Source organism: Rhizobium sp. 1399, assembly GCF_031455475.1.
Taxonomy (GTDB): Bacteria; Pseudomonadota; Alphaproteobacteria; order Rhizobiales; family Rhizobiaceae; genus Rhizobium.
The window spans coordinates 493,632-512,188 of the sequence record NZ_JAVDSU010000001.1; the positions used below are offsets into that span (position 1 = coordinate 493,632).

The 18,557-nt window shown below is 59.6% G+C and carries 22 protein-coding genes and 1 tRNA gene; 7 read left to right on the forward strand and 16 right to left on the reverse strand.

The annotated features are described in order from the left end of the window. Positions 1 to 26: 26 nt before the first annotated feature. Both J2X71_RS02640 and J2X71_RS02645 read left to right on the forward strand, forming a co-directional pair. The gene (locus J2X71_RS02640; RefSeq protein WP_310378707.1) at positions 27 to 587 is read left to right on the forward strand and encodes a hypothetical protein; all 561 of its coding nucleotides are present in this window, start codon (positions 27 to 29) and stop codon (positions 585 to 587) included. A 241-nt stretch (positions 588 to 828) separates the two neighbouring features. After that, positions 829 to 1,479 carry a hypothetical protein gene (locus J2X71_RS02645; protein ID WP_310378708.1) on the forward strand — a complete coding sequence of 217 codons (651 nt, stop codon included), beginning with the start codon at positions 829 to 831 and terminating at the stop codon, positions 1,477 to 1,479. A 31-nt stretch (positions 1,480 to 1,510) separates the two neighbouring features. Here J2X71_RS02645 and J2X71_RS02650 read toward each other — a convergent pair whose 3' ends face one another. From J2X71_RS02650 to J2X71_RS02660, 3 genes are all read right to left on the reverse strand, one after another. Further along, entirely contained in the window at positions 1,511 to 2,305 is a 795-nt protein-coding gene (locus J2X71_RS02650) for an anti-sigma factor (RefSeq protein WP_310378710.1), read from the reverse strand. Continuing rightward, positions 2,302 to 2,907 carry an RNA polymerase sigma factor gene (locus J2X71_RS02655; protein ID WP_310378712.1) on the reverse strand — a complete coding sequence of 202 codons (606 nt, stop codon included), beginning with the start codon at positions 2,905 to 2,907 and terminating at the stop codon, positions 2,302 to 2,304. The genes J2X71_RS02650 and J2X71_RS02655 overlap by 4 nt, the downstream gene beginning before the upstream one ends. A 111-nt stretch (positions 2,908 to 3,018) precedes the next feature. Next, positions 3,019 to 3,555, reverse strand: coding sequence for a tetratricopeptide repeat protein (locus tag J2X71_RS02660; protein ID WP_113324856.1), 537 nt, complete (start codon positions 3,553 to 3,555; stop codon positions 3,019 to 3,021). Between the two features lie 173 nt (positions 3,556 to 3,728). Between J2X71_RS02660 and J2X71_RS02665 the strand changes: the two genes are divergently transcribed. From J2X71_RS02665 to J2X71_RS02675, 3 genes are all read left to right on the forward strand, one after another. Next, positions 3,729 to 4,781: a type III polyketide synthase gene (locus J2X71_RS02665; RefSeq protein ID WP_310378715.1), complete on the forward strand. Its 1,053-nt coding sequence runs from the start codon at positions 3,729 to 3,731 to the stop codon at positions 4,779 to 4,781. Continuing rightward, positions 4,778 to 5,281 (forward strand): isoprenylcysteine carboxylmethyltransferase family protein, encoded by a 504-nt coding sequence (locus J2X71_RS02670; protein WP_310378717.1) that lies wholly within the window; start codon positions 4,778 to 4,780, stop codon positions 5,279 to 5,281. The genes J2X71_RS02665 and J2X71_RS02670 overlap by 4 nt, the downstream gene beginning before the upstream one ends. 76 nt (positions 5,282 to 5,357) lie before the next feature. Then, positions 5,358 to 6,605, forward strand: coding sequence for an FAD-binding oxidoreductase (locus J2X71_RS02675; protein ID WP_113324858.1), 1,248 nt, complete (start codon positions 5,358 to 5,360; stop codon positions 6,603 to 6,605). Positions 6,606 to 6,856: 251 nt separating this feature from the next. On the opposite strand, the gene J2X71_RS02680 is transcribed toward J2X71_RS02675, so the two are convergent. From J2X71_RS02680 to J2X71_RS02715, 8 genes are all read right to left on the reverse strand, one after another. Continuing rightward, the gene (locus J2X71_RS02680) at positions 6,857 to 7,402 is read right to left on the reverse strand and encodes a gluconokinase (protein WP_310378721.1); all 546 of its coding nucleotides are present in this window, start codon (positions 7,400 to 7,402) and stop codon (positions 6,857 to 6,859) included. A 42-nt stretch (positions 7,403 to 7,444) separates the two neighbouring features. Continuing rightward, on the reverse strand, positions 7,445 to 8,287 hold the full coding sequence (locus J2X71_RS02685) for a dipeptide ABC transporter ATP-binding protein (protein ID WP_310378723.1): 843 nt from the start codon (positions 8,285 to 8,287) through the stop codon (positions 7,445 to 7,447). Next, the gene (locus J2X71_RS02690; RefSeq protein ID WP_310378725.1) at positions 8,287 to 9,138 is read right to left on the reverse strand and encodes an ABC transporter ATP-binding protein; all 852 of its coding nucleotides are present in this window, start codon (positions 9,136 to 9,138) and stop codon (positions 8,287 to 8,289) included. Before J2X71_RS02690 ends, J2X71_RS02685 begins: the two co-directional genes overlap by 1 nt. A gap of 1 nt (position 9,139) precedes the next feature. Next, on the reverse strand, positions 9,140 to 10,030 hold the full coding sequence (locus tag J2X71_RS02695; protein WP_310378727.1) for an ABC transporter permease subunit: 891 nt from the start codon (positions 10,028 to 10,030) through the stop codon (positions 9,140 to 9,142). Between the two features lie 9 nt (positions 10,031 to 10,039). Continuing rightward, positions 10,040 to 11,044, reverse strand: coding sequence for an ABC transporter permease subunit (locus J2X71_RS02700; protein WP_113324864.1), 1,005 nt, complete (start codon positions 11,042 to 11,044; stop codon positions 10,040 to 10,042). Between the two features lie 88 nt (positions 11,045 to 11,132). Beyond that, entirely contained in the window at positions 11,133 to 12,728 is a 1,596-nt protein-coding gene (locus J2X71_RS02705) for an ABC transporter substrate-binding protein (RefSeq protein WP_113324865.1), read from the reverse strand. Between the two features lie 347 nt (positions 12,729 to 13,075). After that, complete coding sequence (gene rirA / locus J2X71_RS02710) at positions 13,076 to 13,555, reverse strand: iron-responsive transcriptional regulator RirA (protein ID WP_310378730.1); 480 nt, start codon at positions 13,553 to 13,555, stop codon at positions 13,076 to 13,078. A 168-nt stretch (positions 13,556 to 13,723) separates the two neighbouring features. Then, positions 13,724 to 15,220, reverse strand: a complete 1,497-nt coding sequence (locus J2X71_RS02715) for a CoA-acylating methylmalonate-semialdehyde dehydrogenase (RefSeq protein ID WP_310378732.1) — start codon at positions 15,218 to 15,220, stop codon at positions 13,724 to 13,726. Positions 15,221 to 15,393: 173 nt separating this feature from the next. Here J2X71_RS02715 and J2X71_RS02720 point away from each other — a divergent pair, with 173 nt between their 5' ends. Both J2X71_RS02720 and J2X71_RS02725 read left to right on the forward strand, forming a co-directional pair. Continuing rightward, complete coding sequence (locus tag J2X71_RS02720; protein WP_310378734.1) at positions 15,394 to 15,708, forward strand: putative quinol monooxygenase; 315 nt, start codon at positions 15,394 to 15,396, stop codon at positions 15,706 to 15,708. Beyond that, entirely contained in the window at positions 15,705 to 16,586 is an 882-nt protein-coding gene (locus J2X71_RS02725; RefSeq protein ID WP_310378736.1) for a LysR family transcriptional regulator, read from the forward strand. Before J2X71_RS02720 ends, J2X71_RS02725 begins: the two co-directional genes overlap by 4 nt. Before the next feature lie 59 nt (positions 16,587 to 16,645). Here J2X71_RS02725 and J2X71_RS02730 read toward each other — a convergent pair whose 3' ends face one another. From J2X71_RS02730 to J2X71_RS02750, 5 genes are all read right to left on the reverse strand, one after another. Next, positions 16,646 to 16,804 (reverse strand): hypothetical protein, encoded by a 159-nt coding sequence (locus J2X71_RS02730; protein ID WP_192728093.1) that lies wholly within the window; start codon positions 16,802 to 16,804, stop codon positions 16,646 to 16,648. 29 nt (positions 16,805 to 16,833) lie between these two features. Then, entirely contained in the window at positions 16,834 to 17,271 is a 438-nt protein-coding gene (locus J2X71_RS02735; RefSeq protein ID WP_310378740.1) for a DUF4174 domain-containing protein, read from the reverse strand. A 111-nt stretch (positions 17,272 to 17,382) separates the two neighbouring features. Beyond that, entirely contained in the window at positions 17,383 to 17,622 is a 240-nt protein-coding gene (locus J2X71_RS02740) for a helix-turn-helix domain-containing protein (RefSeq protein WP_007819308.1), read from the reverse strand. 224 nt (positions 17,623 to 17,846) lie between these two features. Continuing rightward, a tRNA-His gene (locus tag J2X71_RS02745) sits at positions 17,847 to 17,923 on the reverse strand. A gap of 131 nt (positions 17,924 to 18,054) precedes the next feature. Further along, positions 18,055 to 18,504 (reverse strand): phasin, encoded by a 450-nt coding sequence (locus tag J2X71_RS02750; protein ID WP_310378743.1) that lies wholly within the window; start codon positions 18,502 to 18,504, stop codon positions 18,055 to 18,057. Positions 18,505 to 18,557 lie beyond the last annotated feature (53 nt).

An 18,557-nucleotide genomic window follows, 5' to 3' on the forward strand; every position in this document is an offset into this window, starting at 1 on the left:
CCAACTCTTTGGAGGCAATTCGAGCCATGAAGACCTTTTCTGCGATATTGCTGGCGGCACTTCTCATTCCGGCGACGGCCCAGAGCGAGACGGCCCGGGGGAGCGAGACGGAATGGATGGGCGATGCGCGGCAGTGGTCTGTCGGGTTCGTCGCGGAAAAACCGTCCTATTGCCGGCTGGTTTGGAACAATGAGCTCGGAAAGACGCTCGAATTCCGCCAGAACCTCGACACCGTCATGTGGCTCGTCTCGAAAGACGGCTGGGATATTCCCGAGGGCACCACGACCAAGGTAACGCTTGTCGGATATTCCGGCACCAAGGCTGTTCCGGCCGAGGCCTTCGACAGCAAGACGCTTCGCATCCTGCCGGCCTCTGAGAAGACGGGTGTGGCGCAGATCAAGAAGATGCTCAAGAATTCCTTTATCGGCACGCCGGATATGGAACTGGATTTTGCCGGAAATGAAGAGCCTTGGATCGTGCCGCTGTCGCGGCTGCAACAGATGTATACGACCTACGTCAATTGCCTAAACCGCCTCGTCCCCGCCAATCAGGCCAGCCAGGTTTCGGACAAGACCCAGCCGTTCTAACGCGTGTTGCGACCTTTCAGATTCGCTTGCCGCGATTTACCTCCTCATTTGCGCATGTCGTAATCGCAAAACCGCCGAACACTTTTGCGCGACATGCTTTCGGCTCCCGCTTTGTGCGTCGCCACGCCGCAGCGCTACGCCACAAATTCGGCCTGCGCCACAATGATGATCCTAGCCGTGCCCGCTGCACTTCATTCGCGCGGGCAATTGGATTTGTGTTCTTCCCGTTCAGGAGGCCATTGTGCAGAGGCTTCGTATCGCATTTCTCATGAGCGCCGTGGCAATCGCCGCCGCCGAGTTTGTCGGCCCGGCGGAGGCTCAGACCGTCGCCCACAAATCAACCGATACCCATGTGCTCGTCGTGCGACTGCCGGATGGTTCGCTCGAGCACATTCGTTATGCCGGTGACCAACCGCCGCAAATCCGGTTCGACAGTCAGCCGGATTCCCGCCTTTTCGATCCGTTCTGGCCTTCCGCTCCCTTTGCCGATCTGGATCTGATATCCGCGGCGATGGACCGCGAGGCTGCTGCGATGATGCAACAGGCCGACAGCATGATGCAGGCGTCGCCGGGAAATCTGACTGATGTCGGCCTCAAGAGGCTGCCGGCCGGCATGCAGGGCTATTCGATGGTTTCGACCATGTCCGGCAACGGCGTCTGCACCCGCAGCGTCCGTTATTTCAGCGGCGCTGACGGCAAGCCGCAAATCGAGAGCAGCACGTCAGGGAATTGCTCAGCCGGCAAGGCGGCGGGCGCACCGTTGCCCATCAAGGCGCCGCGGCCGGCCCTGAAGCCGAAAACCTCTGGTGTCATCGAGGTCAACGCCCGGCCGCCGGTAACAGATGGCAGCGTATCACAGGCAAATCTCCGGCTTGCGAGCGCGGTGAACTGATGGATTACGGCCCCGATGTCGTCAGTTGCAATCAGACGGAAATCTTGCTCCGTACCGCGTCGGCGATCTCAGTCATGCGGTCGACCGGCGCGTGGCCGATGAGCATGAAGGCGTGGGTGGCGTTCGCCCAGTAGACCACATTCATGCCCTTGCGGCCTTCGATATCTGGGGCCTTGGGGCCGCCGTCGGAGGCGACGATGCAGAGCGCCATGGGGCCGGTTTCGGGATCCAGATAGGCGATCTGGGCGAGCGGCTTGCCATCATATTGCAGGATCTGGGCGCGCTTGAAATCGATATCCGGCAGGGCGACCTGCTCTGGCGAGAGCTGGAGGCGGAGGTCGCCATCCAGACTGGCGAGCTGCGCTGCCTGCACATCTCTGGGCGGGACGGGACCGGCGAGCGTCTCCGGCGTATAGAGCGAGATATATTCGGCAACGACGGCGCGCCATTCGCTGTTTTCGTCCTTGCCCGAGAGCCCCGTGCCGAGACCGATCACGGCGCGGTCGACGGCGATGCCGGCAACCACCGAAGCAGCAAGCGCGCCGAGAAAGCCTCGACGACTCACGAAGGCAGCCGGTCTTGCAGGCTGGACGGCGGGAATGGCCGACAGCATGGCTTCGAGCTTTGCCCGCGGAGCGGCGTCGAGCAGCGGGGCAAAGGCTTGCTTGTAAGGCAGGCTTGCACGCGCCAGGAATTCCAGCCGTTCGGCGACAGCTTCGTCGGCCTCGACCGTAGCCTCGATGCGGGCGGCCTCTTCGGGCCCAAGTTCACCATCGATGAAGGCGGTCAGTTCCTCGTCGGAGGGCATTATGTGCTTCGTGCTCATTCAAATCCCCCTGCCGATACGGTTTCGGAGAGCTTCGCGCGGGCGGCTGCCAGCCGGCTCATCACGGTGCCGATCGGAACATCCAGTATGGCGGCGACCTCGCGATAGGAAAGCCCTTCCACATAGGCGAGGAAAACCGCCGATCGCTGCGCGTCCGGCAGCGCATTCACCTGTTTCAAAACCTGGTTCGCCATGACATGCGTTTCGGTGTCATGGGCGCCATCGAAACTCAGCGTCTCATCGGCATCGACGAATCCCTGCCCCTGGCGGACGCGGCGGGCACGGATCTCATTCAGCCAGATCGAATGCAGGATCGAAAACAGCCAGCGGTCGAGCCGCGTGCCTGCGACAAACTGATCGGCCCGTTCCAGCGCGCGAACGCAGGTCGCCTGCACGAGATCATCGGCCACATCACGCTGATGCGAAAGAACGAGGCCATAGCGCCACAGACGGGCGAGATGTTCCGTCAGGCCGCTCCTGATATCCGCTTCGCTCGCGATGGCCGCCTCCGCGCGTATTGGCTGTTTCGGAATCGCCGGCCGGGCCAGCGATTCCGTTCTGGCGCGACTATAGGCAGGAAATGTGGTGTGCGCGACCGACATCCGGAAATACCCTTCAATCAACCCTATCTCTCTCCTGCCTCACGCAGGTGTGCAGCTTTGTTTCACGCAATTCCGGACGCAAAACCGCTGCACACTTTTGCTGGAATTGCTTTAGATCTTCGACGGATCGAGGATGGCGGCGTTGAGATCCTGATATTCCTCGCAGCCGGTGCCGCAGATCGCCTTGATGGTGGTCAGCTGCTCCTTGGCGAGATTGAGCTCACCCTTGATGACATAGGCTTCGCCGAGATATTCGCGGACCTTGGCATATTGCGGATCGAGCTTCACCGACTGCAGATAGTAGGAGATACCCTCATCCGTGCGGCCGAGCTTGCGCGTGGCGTAACCGCGATAGTTCAGCCATTCGGCATTGTTCTGATCCTTGACGGTGTCGAGCATGGCGAGCGCTTCTTCATAGCGGCCGGCCTTGGCGAGCGAGTAGGCGTAATCGGTACGGTTTTCGTCCGTCACGTTGGCGCTCTGCTGTTTGACGCACTTCTTTGCCTTCTTGTCATAGATCTCGCCCTTCTTGCAGACCGGCATGGTGCTGCTATCGTCGCCAATGGCGAAGACGGGACCGGAAAGGACAGATGCGGCAATGCAGCTGCCGAGCACGAGAGAAGCGATGCGAACAGTCTTGGTCGTCATGGGATAACTCCTCGAAAAATGACGTTGCGAGGAGTGAACACCGCTGTTGGCAGGTTTATTCGGCCGGCTTTCGCGTTTTTTCGATCACTGCTTCGTGAAGAGTAGCGTACTGAATAAACCTTCGCGCCCGCGTGTTTTCCGCTCGTTCCGCCGGGAACGACAAGGAGCATACCGTGACTCAATCCGTCAGACTTTTAAGTCTCGCCACTGCAGTGCCTGACCATATCATCACCCAGAGCCAAGCCGCCGAGGCCTCCGCGCGCCTCTTTGCCGATCGCTTCAAGGAATTCCGCCACCTCGCGCGCGTGTTCGACAATGCCGGTATCGGAAAGCGGCATGCCGCCCGTCCCCTCTCCTGGTTTGAAGAGACGCATGGCTGGCAGGACAGGATGGAGGCCTATGAGGAGGTTGCCGGTTCGCTGTTCGTCGCGACGGCAACGCGCGCGCTTGGTCAGGCCGGGCTGACAGCCGATCAGGTCGATTGCGTGGTAACGGTTTCCTCCACCGGAATCACCACGCCGAGCCTCGATGCGCGGCTCGCCGGCCGGCTTGGCTTTCGCGCGGATATCGAGCGTGTACCCGTCTTCGGGCTTGGCTGTGCTGCCGGCGTTTCCGGCTTTGGCATCGCTTCGCGGTTGGCGCGCAGCCGCCCGGGTGCCGTCGTGCTCTTCGTCGCCATAGAGCTTTGCACGCTGGCCTTCCGTCTGGATGAGCTGACGAAACCGAACATCATCGCCACCGCCCTCTTCGGTGACGGGGCTGCAGCCTGCGTGCTACGATCAGGCCAAGGCGGTATGGCGGAAGTGGAATCGGCGGGCGATCACCTGTTTCCCGATACGCTCGACATCATGGGCTGGAAGATCGATGAAACCGGGCTCGGCATCCTGCTGGCGCAATCGCTGCCGCCCTTTGCGGAAAAGGAGCTCGGCCCGGCAATCGATGGCATCCTGGCGCGCAGCGGGCTCAAGCGCGATGATATCGACCGTTTCATCTGTCATCCCGGCGGCACGAAGGTGTTGGCGGCAATGGAGAGCACGCTTTCCATGGTGCCTGATACGCTCGACATCGAGCGGTCGGTGCTTGCAGATTACGGCAATATGTCCTCGCCGACAGTGCTCTTCGTTCTGGAGCGCGCTTTCAGCAGAGGTCTGCCGGACCGGGCGGCGATGATCGCCATGGGGCCGGGCTTTACGGCAAGCTGCGTGACATTGCGGAGGGTCGCATGATGTGGCCTTCCATCGCATTGCTGACCTTCGTGACCGCCCAGCGGCTTTCGGAACTGGTCATCGCGCGCCGCAACACGATGGCGCTCTTCGCAAGGGGGGGGCGCGAGATCGCGCCCGATCATTACCCCTACATGGTGGCGCTCCATACGGGCTGGCTCGCCGGGCTATGGATGCTGGCGACGGGACAGCCGATCCAGCTCTTCTGGTTCGGTCTTTTCATGCTGTTGCAGGTGCTGCGGCTGTGGGTGCTGACCACACTTGGGGAGCGCTGGACGACGCGTATCATCATCCTGCCCGGTGCACCGCTCGTCGAAGGCGGCCCCTACCGCTTCTTCAAACATCCGAACTACATGATCGTCATCGGTGAGATCGCCGCCCTGCCGCTTGCCCTCGGCATGCCGCTTTATGCGCTCGTCTTTTCTCTCCTCAATGCCGCCGTCCTGACTGTTCGCATCAGGGCCGAAAATGCCGCACTCAAAAGCGCAATGATTTTGAAATGAAATGCGATTTTTCGTTTGCGCCGCAGCATTGAGATGGGCATTTTAGGGCCTAAAACATAGCGGAATGCAGGGGAAAATGACGAAAAACGCAATCGTGCTCGGCGCCGGTATCGTCGGGGTTTCGACGGCCATTCATCTTCAACGCCGCGGCTGGCAGGTTACGCTCATCGACCGCAAGGAGCCGGGTAACGAAACCTCCTTCGGCAATGCCGGCCTGATCCAGCGCGAAGGCGTCATGCCCTACGGTTTTCCCCAGCAGCTCGGCCTGCTGCTGCGCTATGCTCTGAACAACCGCATCGATGCGCATTATCACCTGAAGGCGCTGCCGAGCCAGCTCGCCTTCCTCGCCCGCTACTGGTGGAACTCCAATCCGAAGCGGCACGAGATGATCACCAAGGCCTATGCGCCGCTGATCGAGAATTCGATCACCGAGCACAAGGACCTGATCGAGGCGTCGCATGCCGAAGCGCTGATCCGCAGGGATGGCTGGATGAAGATCTTCCGCACCGAGGCCAAGCGTGACGAAGCCTTTGTGGAAGCTGCCCTCTGGAAGGATCAGTTCGGTGTCAGCTATGAGAGCCTGAATTCGGCCGATATCGCTCGATTGGAGCCTAATATTATCGGGGATTTCGTCGGTGGCCTGCGCTGGGTCGATCCCTGGTCGGTTCTCGATCCGCATGCATTGACGCGTGCCTATCGCAGCTATTTTGAAAGCCTCGGTGGGCGATTTGTGACCGGCGATGCGGCGTCGCTCGGGCCGGCCGGATCGGGCTGGAAGATCATGACGTCGGAGGGGTCGCTGGAGGCCGATGATGTCGTGTTGGCACTCGGCCCCTGGGCGGCGGTCGCGACGCGCCGCCTCGGCTATTCCTTTCCGCTCGGCGTCAAGCGCGGCTATCACATGCATTACGGCGTGCAGGGCAATGCTGTGCTCAACAACTGGACGCTCGATTCCGAGCGCGGCTATTTCCTGGCGCCGATGAACAAGGGCGTGCGCCTGACAACGGGGGCGGAATTCGCAACGCTCGATGCGCCGAAGACGCCGGTGCAGCTCGACCGGGCCGAAGCCGTGGCGCGCACGATATTCCCGCTGGGTGAGAGACTGGATCCGGAACCGTGGATGGGCGCGCGACCCTGCACGCCCGACATGATGCCGATCATAGGCAAGGCGCCGCGCCATCAGGGCCTGTGGTTTGCCTTCGGCCATGCCCATCACGGGCTGACGCTCGGGCCGGTGACGGGACGTGTGCTGGCGGAACTGATGAGCGGCGAAACGCCGTTCATCAATATCTCGGCCTATTCGCCCAGCCGGTTCAACCCTTAGAGCCTTTCCTGGCTAGATTGCAGCATTCTGCCGGAGCAGGTTTTCGTAAGGGCAAAGGCGATTGGCGAAGGGCATACCTCCAGGTACGTCCGAGCCGATCGCCTTTGATCCTGGCGGAAAGATGCCCGGCCCTTCGGGTTGGCTGAAACGGGCCGGCTGATCGACCGGCCGGCTTGGCCGTAGATCTGGGCTACGACGCGCGCCGGCCGGTCGACCATCCGACTCCGTTTGAGCCAACAAAATGCTGCAATCTAGCCAGGAAAGGCTCTAACTCCGAGAGCGGCGAGAGCCTTCAGGGCTTTTGCCGCGATATCGTCGATTGTGTCCTCGATATCGACGGTGACGACACCGGGCTCGCCGGTCGGCACTTCCAGCGTCTGCAGCTGGCTTTCCAGGAGCGAGGTCGGCATGAAATGGCCCTTGCGGTGACCCATGCGCTCGGTCAGCAGTTCTTTCGAACCTTCGAGATAGACGAAATAGAGGTTGCCGCCAGCAGCGGCTCGCAGGCGGTCGCGGTAGCTGCGCTTCAGCGCCGAGCAGGAGACGATGATGCCCTTGCCCTTGGTAAGCGACGCCTTCATCTCCTTGCCGATCCGGTCGAGCCAGGGCATCCGGTCCTCGTCGGAGAGCGGAATGCCCTTCGACATTTTCTCGACATTGGCAGCGGGATGCAGCGCATCGCCTTCGACAAACGGCAGGCCGAGGCCTGCCGCTATCTTTTCGCCGATCGAAGATTTGCCGGAACCGCTGACGCCCATGACGATGATTGCATGGAGGCTTCCGTTATTCTCGGTCATCGTTCATCTCGATCATCGTTGCAGCGTGGACTGTCTACGGATTTATGAAGCCGCAGAGACGGCAGCGGCCTTGCGTGCAAGACGTGCCTTGATCGTATCGACATCCGCCCGCGGGGTCGCCGCAAACAGGGTCTTGGTATAGTTGTGCTGCGGATCGCTGAAAACCTGCTCCCGCGTGCCGTATTCGACTGCCTCGCCGAAATACATCACCATGACCTCGTCTGCCATATAGCGAACGACCGAAAGGTCGTGGCTGATGAAGACGTAGGTCAGGTTCAACTCGTCCTGCAGGTCGGCGAGCAGGTTGAGCACCTGCGCCTGCACCGACAGATCGAGTGCGGAGACCGGTTCATCGAGAACCAGGAGCCGCGGGTTCAGCATCAGCGCGCGGGCAATGGCGATACGCTGGCGCTGGCCGCCCGAGAACATATGCGGAAAGCGGTTGAAGTGAACGTCCTGCAGGCCGACCTTCTTCAGCATCGCCATTGCCAGGTCGCGCCGCTCGGCAGCCGGCGTATTGGTGTTGATGATCAGCGGTTCCATCAGGATGTCGCCGATCTTCTTGCGCGGGTTCAGCGATCCGTAGGGATTCTGGAAGACGATCTGCACTTTGCGACGGATTTCCGGCGTCAGATCGCCCTTGAAGATATCGACCTTCTTGCCATCGATGAAAAGCTCGCCTGCCGTGGCAGGGTCGATCATTGTTATGATGCGCGCAAGCGTGGACTTGCCGCAGCCGCTTTCGCCGACGATCGCCAGCGTCTTGCCCTCTTCCACGCTGAAGCTCACGCCCTTGACGGCATGGACCGTTCGCGCCTTCTTGAACATGCCGCCCGGTAGGTAATAGTCGCGGACGATGTTCTTTCCTTCGAGAACTGGCGTCATCAGGCCGCTCCCTCCACAGTCTTGTTCGGATTGAAAAGCTCGCCGATGGTCGGCAGCCGGTCGCCCGTCGCGTTTTCCGGAAGGGCGGCGAGCAGTGCCCGCGTGTAATCGCTCTTCGGGGATTCGAAGAGGGACAGCACGTCGGCCTCTTCCATCTTGCGGCCCTTGTACTGGACGATCACCCGGTCGGCCGTTTCGGCGACCACACCCATATTGTGCGTGATCATGATCAGGCCCATGCGATGTTCGGTCTGCAGGCGCATCAGCAGATCGAGGATCTGCTTCTGGATAGTCACGTCGAGCGCGGTGGTCGGCTCGTCGGCGATCAGGAGCTTCGGGTTGCAGGCAATCGCGATGGCGATCATGACGCGCTGGCACTGGCCGCCCGACATCTGATGCGGGAAGTGGTTGAGCCGCTCGGCAGGATCGGGAATGCCAACCGCCTGGAAAAGCTCGATTGCGCGCTTGCGCCGCGCCGCCTTGTCGAGACCGAGGTGAATTCTCAGCACCTCTTCGATCTGGAAGCCCACGGTGAAGCAGGGATTGAGGCTCGCGATCGGCTCCTGGAAGATCATCGACATATCCTTGCCGATGATTTCGCGCCGCTTGGCGCCGGACATGCCGAGCAGGTTCTGGCCGTCAAAAACCATCTTGTCGGCCGTCACCTTTGCCGTCCAGGGCAGAAGGCCCATGGCAGCGAGCATCGAGACCGACTTGCCGGAGCCGGATTCGCCGACAATCGCCAGAATCTCACCCGCGTCGACCTTCAGCGAAACGCCGTCGACGGCGCGGAAAGGACCGGTCGACGTCTGGAATTCGACGACGAGATTTTCAATTTCAAGAAGCGCCATCTCAGGACCTCTTCATCTTGGGGTCGAGCGCATCACGCAGGCCGTCGCCCATCAGGTTGATGGCGAGAACGGTGATGAGAATCGCAAGACCTGGAAATGTAACAACCCACCAGGCGCGCGATATGAACTCGCGGGATTCGGCAAGCATCGTGCCCCATTCAGGTGTCGGCGGCTGAGCGCCCATGCCGAGGAAGCCGAGGGCGGCTGCATCGAGGATCGCGGCGGAGAAGGCAAGCGTTGCCTGGACGATCAGCGGTCCGAGGCAATTCGGCAGGATCGTCTTGAACATCAGCCGGAAGGTGCCGGCACCGGCGACGCGGGAGGCCACCACATATTCCTTTTCACGCTCGCCCATCACGGCGGCGCGTGTCAGGCGCACGAAATGCGGCTGGTTGACGATCGAGATCGCGATCATGGCATTGAGCAGGCCGGGACCCAGCACCGCGACGAGCACGAGGGCCAGAAGCAGCGACGGAAAGGCCAGGATGATATCCATGAGGCGCATGATGACGATATCGACACGGCCACGGAAATAGCCGGCAACGAGGCCGATCAGCACGCCCGCGACCACCGACAGCGTGACGACCACGACACCGATGAACAGCGAAAACCGTGCGCCGAAGATCAGGCGCGAAAGGATATCGCGACCGACGGCATCGGTTCCGAGCGGATAGGAGAAGCTGCCGCCATCCATCCAGAAGGGGACAGACAGGAGAAGCTGGCGGTTTTGCTCGGTCGGCGCGTGCGGCGAGACGAGCGGCGCAAAGATCGCCATGAGAAGAATGATGGCGAAGACGAAGAGGCCGATGACGGCGCCCTTGTTTCGGGAGAAGTAGTACCAGAATTCCGTGAGGGCGGAGGGCTGGTCGGATTTTGCAGTAACCGTGCTCATGGACCGCTCCTAGTGCCTGATACGCGGATTGATGAAGCCGTAGGTCAGGTCGACGATCAGGTTCACCAGCATGATAATGCCGGCGATCAGGAGAAGACCACCCTGAACGACTGCATAGTCGCGCTTGAAGACCGCATCGACCATCCACTTGCCGATGCCCGGCCAGGAGAAGATCGTTTCGGTAAGAATGGCGCCTGCGAGCAGTACGCCGACCTGCAGGCCGATCGTGGTGATGACCGGGATCATAGCGTTTCTGAGCGCATGAATACCGACGACACGCAGCGGCGCCAGACCCTTGGAGCGGGCCGTGCGCACGTAATCCTCGCCCAGCACTTCGAGCATCGCCGAGCGGGTCTGGCGGGCGATAACCGCAAGCGGAATGGTGGCAAGCACCACGGTCGGCAGAATGAGATAGCTGACGGCCGAGGCGAAGGCGCCCTTCTGGCCGGAGAGCAAACTGTCGATCAGCATGAAGCCGGTGACAGGTTTGAAGAAATACATCAGCGAGATGCGGCCGGAGACAGGCGTCCAGCCGAGATAGCCGGAGAAGAAGATGATGAGCAGCAGGCCCCACCAGAAGATCGGCATCGAATAGCCGATAAGGGCAACGCCCATCACGCTCTGATCGAACCATGTTCCGCGCTTGACGGCCGCGAAGACGCCGGCCGGCACGCCGAGAAGGATTGCCACCAGGATGGCGCAGAGCGAAAGCTCAAGCGTTGCCGGGAAGAGCGTAAAGAATTCGCCGAGAACCGCACGTTTGGTAACGATCGAGGTACCGAGATCGCCGTGCAGCACTTTTCCGAGATAATCGAAGTATTGCACGTACATGGGCCGGTCGAAACCGAGATCGTGCATGATCTGGGCGTGACGTTCGGGTGCCATGGTTCGTTCGCCCGACAACAGCATGACGGGATCGCCAGGAAGCAGGCGGATGAACGAGAAGGCAATGAGCGAAACGCCGAGGAAGGTCGGTATCAGGACTGCGAGGCGCCCGATGAGAAATCGCAACATAGCAAGGTTGTCCAATAGTTTCCGGCGGTCAGGTGGAGACCTGACCGCCGGTCGAGCCCGGTTTCAGCCGGGCAGTTTATCATTTTTCTTATTCGGCGATATCAACGCCGTCGAAGCGGTGGATGCCGAGCGGATCCATATGGAAGCCCGATACCTTCTTGCTGACCGGGACGAAGACCAGCGAGTGGTCGAGCGGAGCCCAGGGAGCTTCCTTCTTGAAGATTTCCTGTGCTTCTTCGTAGAACTTCGTGCGGGCAGCAACGTCAGCCGTTTCCTTGGCCTTCGTCATCAGAGCGTCATAGTCCTTGTTGCACCACTGAGCGCGGTTGTTGCCGCCCACAGCGTCGCAGCCGAGCAGCGTGTCCATGAAGTTGTCCGGGTCGCCGTTGTCGCCGGTCCAGCCGATGATGACAGCGCCATCGCGCTTCACGTCGGAGGAGAGCTTCAGGTATTCGGCCCATTCATGGGTGACGATCTCGACCTTGACGCCGACCTTGGCAAAGTCTGCCTGCATCAGTTCGGCGGCGCGGCGAGCGTTCAACATGTACGGACGCGAAACCGGCATTGCCCAGATCTTCATCGACAGATCCTTGACGCCAGCGGCTGCGAGAGCCTTCTTGGCGCCTTCCGGATCGTACTTGTCGTCCTGGATCTTGTCGTTATAGGACCACATTGTCGGCGGGATCGGGTTCTTGGCAACCTGGGCAGCGCCCTGGAAGACGGCGTCGATGATTGCCTGCTTGTTGATCGCCATGTTCAGCGCGCGGCGGACTTCCGGCTTGTCGAACGGCGCCTGCTGGGTGTTGTAGGCGAGGAAGCCGACGTTCAGGCCAGCCTGTTCCATAACCGTGAGGTTCGGATCCTTCTTGAGCTCGGCAACGTCAGCAGCATTCGGATACGGGACGAGGTGGCACTCGCCGGCCTTCAGCTTCTGGGCGCGGACAGCGGCGTCCGGGGTGATCGCGAAGACGAGATCGTCGATCTTTTCCTTACCCTTGAAGTAGGTTTCGTTGGCCTTGTAGCGGATGACGGCATCCGTCTGATAGGCAACGAAGGTGTACGGACCGGTGCCGAGCGGCTGCTGGTTCAGCTGGGCCATCTTGCCGTCAGCGGCGAGCTTGTCGGCATATTCCTTGGAAACGACGGATGCGAAGTCCATCGCGAGGTCGGCCAGGAACGGAGCTTCCGGATGGTTCAGCGTGAACTTGACGGTCAGATCGTCAACCTTCTCGACCGACTTGATGAGGTCAGGGAAGCCCATGCCGGCGGCATATTCGTAAGAACCGCCTTCGACATACTTGTTCCACGGATTGTCCGACTTGATCTGGCGCTCGAACGAGAAAACCACGTCGTCGGCGGTGAGATCACGCGAGGGGGTGAAGAAATCGGTGGTCTGGAACTTCACGCCGGGATGCAGCTTGAAGGTATATTCCTTGCCATCGGGGGAAACCGTCCAGCTGTCGGCAACACCCGGCTCGATCTCCGTACCGCCATGCTTGAATTCAACGAGGCGGCTGTAGACCGTACGTGAAGACGCGTCGAAGGTCGTGCCTGACGTGTAGAGGCTCGGATCGAAGCCTTCCGGCGATCCTTCGGCGCAATAGACAAGCGTCTTGGAATACGCGGCGGTGGCCATGACCGAAGCCAGGGCTGTCGCTGCGAGCAGGACAGAGAACTTTTTCATGATATCGTTTCCCAGGTTTGTTCTTTTTTGATCTTTAGAGATCGGGCGCTCATTACCCCGATCAGCGGGCCGATGGAACGATATTTATTTGCTGAACGCAACGGCATCCGCAGAAAATTTTTCCAGAAAAGCAATTTTAGAAATTTTCGGTCAAAAATAGGCCAAAATTTGCAAGATTGAGGCACGTTCAACCGCATTTTTGTCGCTTTTGGTACAATTTGGCGTCGCGGAAGGCGTTGAGAACGGTTTCAACGGGCTCTGATATATCAACAATCCGTGAGTGCAAATGAAAAACCACGGCTATCGAAAACAGCCGTGGTTCATGACGATATCAGAATATTCAAGTATCAGGCGGCCGGTGCCGGAACGACGGGCTTGCGATAGTGCTGTTCGCCGGTGAGGCCCAGCAGAAAGTTGATCTGCGGCCGCGCCTTTACCAAGTCATCGATCGAATATTCGGTCAGCACGTCGAAGAAGGCGTTCAGCGCCTTACGCAGCGCCGAATTCAGGCCGCAACTATCGACCAGCGGGCACTCGACCACACCATCTTCAAAGCATTCCGCCATGGCGAAGCTGTCTTCGGTGACCCTTACCACATCAAAAAGGCTGATATCAGTCGCCGGCTTGCCAAGGCGCACACCGCCGTTGCGGCCGCGCACCGTCTCGACAAGGCCCGCCTTGTTGAGAGGCTGCAGAATCTTGAAAAGGAAGAGCTCGGAAACACCGTATGCTCTGGCAATCTCCGGAATCCGGCTCAAATGTCCATCATTGGCTGCACAATACATCAACATGCGAACCGCATAGTTGGTCTGCTTCGTCAACCGCATGCCGATCTCCTAAATCATTCGTGAACCGTATATAGTGGCTTTCACAGTTTTGAACAATTCCAAAATATGAAATTCACATTCACGTTTCCCGCGACTGCTCGCCGCAGCGTTTAAAACGAAAACGGGCCCTTCTCGGACCCGCTTCCAAAATGGCGAAGGTTATTCGGATCACTTCATCGTCGGCATGACGAATTCGGCGCCGCCCTTGATGCCGGATGGCCAGCGGGCGGTAACGGTCTTGGTCCGGGTCCAGAACTTGATGGAATCCGTGCCATGCTGGTTGAGGTCGCCGAAGCTCGAAGCCTTCCAGCCGCCGAAGGAGTGGTAGGCGAGCGGCACCGGGATCGGAACATTGATGCCGATCATGCCGATGTTGATGCGGGAGGCGAAGTCGCGGGCAGCGTCGCCGTCGCGGGTGTAGATCGCGACGCCGTTGCCGTATTCATGCTTCATCGGCAGGGAGAGCGCTTCTTCATAGTTGTGGGCGCGAACGACGGACAGAACCGGCCCGAAGATCTCGGTCTTGTAGATTTCCATCTCAGGCGTGACATTGTCGAACAGGCAGCCGCCGACGAAATAGCCGTCCTCATAACCCTGAAGCTTGAAATCGCGGCCATCGACGACAAGCTTTGCGCCCTCTTCGATACCCTTGTTGATCAGGCCCTGGATGCGGTTATAGGCATCCTTTGTGACAACAGGACCCATGTCCGCCTTGTCATCGGTGTAGGGACCGATGCGCAGGGATTCGATCTTCGGGACCAGCTTCTCGACGAGGCGGTTTGCCGTTTCCTCGCCGACCGGCACGGCAACCGAGACGGCCATGCAGCGCTCGCCAGCCGAACCGTAGCCGGCGCCCATCAGGGCGTTGACGGCCTGGTCCATATCGGCATCCGGCATGATGATCATGTGGTTCTTGGCGCCGCCGAAACACTGGGCGCGCTTGCCGTTCATCGCAGCCGTCCCATAGACGTAGCGGGCAATCGGCGTGGAGCCGACGAAGGAGACGGCGCCGATATCGGGATCGGTGAGGATCGCATCGACGGCCGTCTTGTCGCCGTTGACGACGTTGAGGATGCCAGCCGGCAGGCCGGCCTCGATCATCAGTTCGGCAAGACGGATCGGAAGGGACGGGTCGCGTTCGGATGGCTTCAGGATGAAGGCGTTGCCGCAGGCGATTGCCGGAGCAAACATCCACATCGGGATCATGCCCGGGAAGTTGAAAGGCGTGATGCCGGCGCCGATGCCGACCGGCTGGCGCAGCGAATACATGTCGATCGCCGGGCCGGCGCCTTCCGTGAATTCACCCTTGGCAAGATGCGGGATGCCGCAGACGAATTCGCAGACTTCGAGGCCGCGGATGACATCGCCCTTGGAATCCTCGACCGTCTTGCCGTGCTCGCTGGAAAGCAGCGTCGCAAGCTCATCCATGTGCTGGTTCAGGAGATCGACGAACTTGAAAAAGACGCGGGCGCGGCGCTGCGGGTTGGTGGCCGCCCATTTCGGCTGAGCGGCCTTGGCGTTTTCGACGGCGGCGCGCAGCTCCTCGACGCTTGCGAGCGCGACCTTTGCCTGCACTTCTCCGGTCGCCGGGTTGAAGACGTCGCTGGTGCGGCCGCTGGTGCCGGCGACCTTCTTGCCGCCGATGAAATGACCAATCTCACGCATGGGTGTTCCTCCTGATCTCTTTTGGATGGCGCAACAATCGCACTTCAATTTGCACAAATCAATGCGCTGTAATAAGCAACCGTTGTGCGTATATTATAGCTCGATCGCTGTGACCGGTGCTCCTGCTTCAAAACTGGCACGGCACGCGGACAAGTCAAAGGGAGGTCGAACCGATGAGCGGGAAACCTGTCGTCAGAATGGCAGAACTGGAGATCGATCCAGGCATGCTCGAAGCTTATCGCGCGCTGCTGACCGAGGAAATCGAAGCATCCGTCGCGCTGGAAGACGGTGTCCTTTCCCTGAATGCCGTTTCCATCAGAGATTATCCGAATAAGATCCGTATCCTCGAGGTCTATGCCAACAGGGAAGCATACGAGGCTCATCTGCAGACGCCGCATTTCCTGAAATACAAAACCGAGACATCAGGCATGGTGACAGCGCTGACGCTTATCGACGTCGAACCCATCGTCATGCGTTCAAAGCCATGAACTGGGATGACGTTCGCATTTTCCTGGCCGTCGCCCGCACAGGGCAGATCCTCGCTGCGTCGAAGAGGCTGGGGCTCAATCACGCCACGCTCTCGCGCAGGTTGACCTCACTCGAAGAGGCACTGAAAACACGGCTTTTCATACGCCGGACGAATGGCTGCGAGCTGACCGCTGAAGGCGCAGTCTTTCTTGCCTCGGCTGAGCGGATGGAAACGGAGATGCTTGCCGCGCAGGCCAATCTCGGCCACACCGACACGGCCATTGCCGGAACGGTGCGCATCGGCGCGCCCGATGGGTTTGGTGTTTCCTTTCTTGCGCCGCGCATGGGCCGGCTGATCGAACGATATCCGGAGCTGAAGATCCAGCTCGTGCCGGTGCCGCGTTCCTTCTCGCTGTCGCAGCGTGAAGCGGATATCGCCATCACGCTGGAGCGTCCGGAACAGGGGCGGCTCGTCTCGTCCAAGCTGACCGACTATACGCTCGGTCTCTACGCGTCGCGGGATTATCTGGCGCAGCGTGGAAAGCCCGAAGATGTCGATGCCTTGAAGGCCCATCCGCGCATCGGCTACGTCGAAGACCTGATCTTCACTGCCTCCCTGAATTTCTCTGGCGAGGTGATGCGCAGCTGGGATGCGGGGTTCGAGATCTCGACGGCGATCGGCCAGACCGAGGCCGTACGTTCCGGCGCCGGCATCGGCATCCTGCACGATTATATCGCCCGGCAATACCAAGAACTGGTGCGCATCCTGCCGGAGGTTTCCATCCGCCGCGCCTACTGGACGACCTACCACGAAAGTGCGCGCGATCTGGTGCGCGTGCGCAGCGTCATCGATTTCCTGCAGGAACTCGTCGATGAGGAAAGGCAGATCTTCCTGTAATACATATGTTTTTCGCAATTCCGGACACAAAACCGCTGCACACTTTTGCTGGAATTGCTCTAGAGATGCTTTGCCGGTTCCTCGTTCTCATCAGGGTTGGGAAGCGGCGTTTCATCCGGCAGGCGATCCGGTTCCGGTTCCTTGACCGGCGGCTCCGGCTTCCAGCCCGGTGAAGGCATAGGCGGCTGGTCGGGAATAGGTTCGTTCGGGACGGACATGGCCGGCTCCTTACGATTGCGATATTGGATTATTTGTCGTGCCTGACGGTTTCGGCAGCGCGCACCGGCATGCTATCGATGATGGCGAAGAGTTCGCCTGATGTGATCGGCTCACTGGCCTTCAGCTTCACGGTGCCATCCTTGCCAAGCAGGAAGGCGGCAAATTCGCCCGTGTCGGGCATATCCAGTTCCTGTCGGAGCGCCTCGCCGTCCAGCCCGTCGCCGCTTCCGAAGAGCGGCTTTATGCTCGATCCGGCAAGCTTGAGAATGACCATATCCCGCTCCTCAAGAGCGGCGCGATCGGCAAGCAACTGGTTTTCCTGGCGGGCCGCGCGGGAATTGTCCTGGTCGGCAATCACAATGAAGACGCGGTTTTTCCACTGAAACTGTTCGAGACTGGCGACAGCCGCGTAAGCCGCATTCGTCTCATCGATCTTCGTTGCGCCGTAAAGAAGGGTCTTGGACATACACATACTCCCGTCAACCGTTGAACGGCGCGGGAGCACAAGAGTTCCAATCATGTTCCTTAAAAGGGGACGACGGCCGATCAGAAAATGCTGATCGGCCTTGTCGCCTCATCAGATATGCAAAAAGGCAGAAACTGGAACCTGCAGTGCTGCAGCAATACGCCTCAGCTTTGCCGGATCGGCGCTTTCACCATTTTCGATTTCGAGGATTTCCCCGTTGGCCAGACCGCAGGTGACTGCGAGGTCTTCAATGCTGTAGCCAACCGCACTGCGTGCGTCCCTAACCGCAGCTGCCACGTCAATCGGGGAAACAGCGGTCGATTCCTCTATATTCTGAACAGAAATGGACATCAAATTCTCCTTAATGCCTCGGTGGACTGTCCCTACCCCCAGGCGGCAAGCCGCCAGCATTTCGCAACGCAACGAAGACATTGGGCAATTGCTGCATCGCACCGCACATAAATAGGTAAACTAATGTTAACGGCAATAGCAAAATGCGAGCAGGCATCATTTTGACATCAAAAAGCGCTGATGCCGTGCATTGCCGAACGGGAAAACCAACTTATGGGAGAGAATGGTACGGTTGGGGGGTCTCGAACCTCCGACCTCAGGTGCCACAAACCTGCGCTCTAACCAACTGAGCTACAACCGCACAATGTCACGCTCTGCGCGACGGGGGTCACATACGAGGACTTGAACTTTAATTCAAGCCCCGATTTGCGCTCAATATACAAAAAGGCTGAACATGCGGTCCAGCCTTTATTATCTATCGAGCCTGGTAGATCAGGCAACCTTGAAGGATGCCATGGCCTTTTCAGCAGCTTCCTTGGAAGGCTTTGCAACATTTTCGGCAACCTGCTTGGTGGTTTCCTGCAGCGACTTCGCCTGCTCGACGGTCAGTTCAGCCTGCTTACGCAGGAAAGAGGTCTGCAGTTCGAAGAATTCGGCGACGGACTTGACGCCGAGAAGCGCTTCCATGTGCGAGAGCGAGCTTTCAGCATTGACGCGGAGCGCGTCGATCGCCTTGAGGCCGATTTCAACGCTGCCAGCCTGTGCGGTCTGGACCGTTGCTTCCAGCGTCTTGCCGGCTTCTTCGCCTGCGGACTTCAGCTTGGCGTAGGCTTCCTTGGACTGCTGAGCACCCTTTTCGGCGAAGTCACGGAAGGACTCGGCCAGCTTGCTCGGGTCGAAAGAGGCAATTGAAAAAACGTCGTCTGTCTTTATGGTAGCCATCGGATCGTGTTCCTTTAGGATGGGCAGATCTCATGCCCGCGATAAATTGGATA